Here is a 5,334-nt window from a genome sequence, read left to right as displayed (position 1 = left end):
ACTTTGATGTTCTTACCATCAACGAATTGTACGGTCTCACCTGGAGCTACGTTGTCAGATGCGATGCCATTAACTTTGACGTCCCAACCGGTATTTGCCACATCACTAACTGACTTCAACTGATCTTCAGTCGCCGCTTGGCCAGAAACGATCGGTTGATTAATAGGATCCCATGTTGTGTTGGTGAGTCCGTTGACGGTTCCTGCCGTGCCATTCACGGTGACTGGATTAATACCACCAGCAACAATCTGCGTGGCACCAACACTGCTGGTATAAGTACCATTAGTGACAGATAAGCCGCTATTATCAAGCTTGCTGTTACCCGTTTTAACGCTGTCAACGTCTAAGTCTGGGTTTAAGGTAATGCCAATCTTACCGTCATCATTCGCGCCGTTTTGCGCCACAGTGATGTTACTGTCACCAATAAAGTCAACTTTGCCATTCGGGCCGATGTTTACTTTATCGGCACCAGAGCCGCTCACATTCCAACCTGCATTTGCAGCGGTGTTGGCTGAGGCAATGGCGTCATTGATGTTGTTCTCACCGGTGCCGCCAACATCACTCATGGTGAAGCTGTTATTTACATACTTGGCATTTCCGCCTAATACGTTAGTCGCTAAGCTGTCGCCAGCTGCTTGGATCTGTCCGCCATTAACGGCGTCTGTTGAGCCTGTGCCGATAGTGCCAGCGGCTACGTTGACAATCTTGTTGCCACCGTTATCAAGCCCTGTATTGGTCAAGCTGACATTAGTGATGCCAGCAGGAGCCCCTGCCGCTTTGGTGATGATGATGCCATTATCATTAACGGTTGTGGCACCAGTCGTTACGCTGCCACTAGCTCCTAGATCCAGGTTTTTGTTCAAAGCAAAGTCAATGGTGTTGCTCGACTTAGTGACTGTAAGGTTGGTCTCACCATTTGCAGTACCGATATCGATAGTGTCACCAGCTTTGATAGCTGCGCCATTAGCACCATTACTATTTAGGGTGAAACCACCTTGAAGAGTTGTAATATCACCTGCATTCTTAGTTACATTTTGGTTAGTAGCATGCAATTGAGAGCCATTAACCGCATCTTTTGAGCTTGTACTAAGCGTACCATCAGCTACGTTTGTTATTTTAACTGGGCTAGCCCCTGATCCGCCTAAGGTGACACTGGTTTTACCCGCATTGTCATACTGTACAGAGTTATCCGCCTTAGCTAAGCTTGCTTTACTATCAGCACTAAGATCAACTGCAGCATTAGTTACATTGGTGTTAGCATCAGTGGTATTAGTTACCGTGACCGCACTTGAGCCTGCTGTTGTACTAGCACCCTTGGCATTGATAGTGTAGATGTCTTGACCGTTACCGCCTGTGCTCTTAGTCACACCGGCTACGTTAGTGCCTGCCACAACTTCTGTCTTGGCAGCAGCAGCAGCACTACTGAGCTGACCGCCATTAACCGCCTCTTTGCTACCAGCAGTTACTGAGCCATTAGCGACACCTGTAATGACTTTATCACCAGCATTAATACCTGTCGAGGTAACGCTTGGACCACCTACAATGGTCACGCCAGTATCATTGACAGTCGTGCTGCCTATTTTTACACGGCCATCAGTGCCTAGATCGATTTTTTCAGCCAGTTTAACGCTGATACTGCCGTCTGTAGCATTAGATACGGTTTGAATATTGTTTTCTGTACCCGTCGTAGCGCCGCCTTTCACCTTCAATATTTGGTTCGGATTACGAGTGACGATTGCGCCGTTATCACCTTGATATTGTTGTTTAGTGGTATTGATGGCGGTATAGACGTCTCCACCATTGACCACAGAAGTGCTGCCTTGGGTGACATAATCTTTATTACCACCATTGGCGATGCTATCAGTGTTGTTAACCGTCATACTGCCTGATGTAACTTTAGTAAAGGTTACATCGTCAGCAGTAGCAACTGTAATGTCTTTGCCGTTACGCGTAATCTTTATATTTTTACCATCTTTGAACTGTACAGTGCTACCAGGAGCAACGTTGCTCGCCGTATCACTGTTAGTTTGGACATTCCAACCTTGTGCTGCGTACTTAATGGCACTTTCGACGGTAGTATATGTATTACCATTGACGTTTAGACTTGCGTTGACTTGATGAGTCGTTGAGTTATAGGCTGAACTACCACCAAGAGCATTAGCAACGCTTTGACCTGCGGTATCTAGATTATTCCCCAATGCAGTTACTGCTTGATTAGTGCCATGAAGCTGCGAGCCGTTGATAGCATCGGTGCTGGTTGCCGATACACGCCCTGCAGCGACGTTAGTAATCGTGCGCTCCTTCCCTACTGCACCTACGCTGAGCGTGCTAGTTGCACTGGTACCTGTATAAGTATAAGTATTCTTGTCGATCGTAGCGTTTGGAGTATTGACAACAGCACCCGTTACTGAGCCTGTGCCTAATGCCACATCATTGACATTGGTATTTGCTTTGGCGCCTTGACCAAGCGCTATTGCGCCTTGTGCTACGGCCTGTGCTTCACGACCAAAGGCTATGGCATCTTGGGCACTAGCAGCAGCACCGCGTCCAAAAGCGGTGGCATCCTGAGCACTAGCGCTTGCACCGTTACCGATCGCTGTCGCATCTTGTTTATTAGCGGCAGCACCTGTTCCTATAGCCAATGCATTTATACCACTAGCATTGGCTCCGTCACCCACTGCTGTTGCTGATTGGGCACGAGCATTTGCTTCAACGCCTAGCGCTAAGGCGTTTTGCTCATCTGCTAGTGAGCTTTTACCAATTGCAATACCTGCCATATTACGCTGAGGATCTTGGTTAGTTGGATCTTCAAATCCAGATATTGCACCGGTACCCATAGCGATACCATCAGTGGCGTAACTTGTCGCACGAGTTCCCTGCGCCATAGCACTAGAACCACTGGCGCTTGCATTCGTACCACTGGCTTGTGCGTTTGTGCCACTGGCATTAGCGCTAGTACCGCTCGCTTGAGCATTTCCACCACTCGCTCTCGCATCAGTACCACTTGCTTGGGAACTAATGCCACTGGCTCGAGAACGACTACCAAGTGCAATAGCATCTACTGCAGTAGATTGTGCATTAAAACCTTGGGCAACAGCACGTTCCTCTCTAGCCAGCGCAGTTCTACCAATTGCGATACCATCATTTGATGCGGTGGATCTAGCTTCAGTACCAATGACGATTGCATTATCGACACCTTCGCCAGTTGTTTTTTCGTTAGATTCAGCACCAGTACCCATTACTAATGAGTTTTCTCCATTACTAACTGCCTCGTAACCAATTGCTACACCGTTAGCGTCATACACCCGGCTCTCATTACCCAGCACAGTAGATCGTTTCCCTTCAGCACGAACATTATTGCCGATTGCAATTGAAACATCAGCATCAGCGCGCGCTTTATGACCTATCGCCAGAGACTCATCAGCCGATGCAGATGCTTCAGGACCAATTGCTATCGCGCTGGTGCCAGCAGCTCCATCATTATTACGGTTAGCACCCTCAGTGGAATTAACACTAAAATACTGAATACCGTTTTCTGCGATAGCAGTATTTAGCTGCCCTAGGTTGACAGCCTGACCATTCATCGTGCCAGCGGCCACATCAAGTGTGCCATCTGAGTTATATGTTGCTGCTTCTGCAGGAAGAATACTAACTGTGCCACTAGTGATTGCACCAATAGCATCTACAACAGTATCAAACTCTGTTGTACCACCACCTATATTGTTGACTGTTATCTTGCCATAACTTCCATCAGCATTAAGCGGTACGCTGCCGCCCACTAGATTGGCAACACTTTGTTGTGCACCTTTTAACTGATTGACGTTCACCGCATCAGTACCATTAGCACCATCTGCCACATTGACAATACGACGTTTGATATTTGCACTGGTGCTACCAACGGAGACTACGCCTTGACCTGGTGCGTTACCTGTCAAATAGCTACTGTTAGTCGAGTCACTAACAAGCGCCTTCGAGTTAAAACCTAATGCTATATTGTTGGCTTCAGATTTTGAATTAGCACCTAGCGCTAGCCCTTGAGCATCAGAGATAGCGCCACTACCTATGGCTACTGCATCAGTATTATTTGCCTGCGCCTCATACCCCAAAGCCACTGAGTTACTACCAGCGTTGGCTTTACTACCCACTACAGTTGAATGATCAAGGACTCCAGCATTTTTATTAGCCTGATAGCCCATAGAAATATTATACTCGCCAGTAACACCCATACCAGCTTGAGTGCCAATGGCTGTATTATTGTCACCTTTAACATTTGAGCCGGCTTCAAATCCGATACCGATAGATTCCCTAGCACCTACATTTTGACCAGACTGCCTACCAATGGCGATATTATCTCTTTGGTCATTGCCTACCGTACCAGTAGTACCCACACCCGCACCAGTACCTATAGAGATACCATCCGATACATTAGCTACAGCGCCATTACCTGCAGCGAAAGCGTTACTCGCACTAGCCGTAGATTGTCCAAGAGCAATGCTATTACCACCATTTGCTTGAGCCCCCTTACCTAACGCCGTAGCATTTCCACCGCGTGCTTGAGCACCATCACCTAGCGCTGTGGTGCTACTACCGGAAGCGACACTATTGCGACCTACAGCTACTGCACCTGCGCCACCACTACCTGGAAGAGCACCACCAGCAGTGGCATTTTGTCCTAGCGCAATTGCACCTTCGCCTTGTGCCGTTACTGACGCACTATCACCCGCTGCTAAACCACTGACGCCTTCAGCCTTAGTTTGTGGACCAATAGCAACAGACTCTTGACCTATAGCTTCAGAGTCTGGCTGTTCAGAATTAGCATGAAAGTACTTAACGCCATCGCCACCCTCAGTGAGTCTCCACAGCTGACCGGTAGTCGCGGCATCCTTGCCGTTTTCTGCAATAGTGCCATTAGCAACGTTAGTTACCTTATTGCCGCCCATATTGACTGCTTTGTTACTGGCAACGGTTAGGCCGCCATTCGCATTTAACGTACCACCAACAGTGATATTACCTGTAGTGGTTACTGTCGTAAAATTGGGGTTTGGTGAGGTGGCAATAGAGATTGCATTGCCGCTACGACTGATGACAACATTATTGCCATTCGTAAAGTTAACCGTATCCCCAGGAGCAATCGTTTGTGTGGGGCCACCATTTGCTCGAATATTCCAGCCTTGGTTGGCGGTTGTTCTAACCGCATCCAATTGACCAAAGTTCACCGCATCTGTGGTAGCGGTACCATTAGCGACATTGGTTACCTTATTGCCGCCCATATTTACCATCTGACCACCAGCAACGGTCAAGCCACCATTCGCGTTTAGCATACCGCCGACAGTA

At 47.9% G+C, this 5,334-nt stretch carries 1 protein-coding gene; it reads right to left on the bottom strand.

The genetic code is table 11. The features are described from left to right. The coding region (locus tag ACQKCG_RS08510; protein WP_427585371.1) for a beta strand repeat-containing protein at positions 1-5,334 on the bottom strand (5,334 nt) is incomplete at both ends.

Source organism: Psychrobacter sp. NPDC078929 (assembly GCF_050267985.1).
In the GTDB taxonomy this organism is placed as follows: Bacteria; Pseudomonadota; Gammaproteobacteria; order Pseudomonadales; family Moraxellaceae; genus Psychrobacter.
The sequence above is the reverse complement of the archived record's forward strand: the minus strand, read 5'-3'. Positions and strand labels throughout refer to the sequence as shown.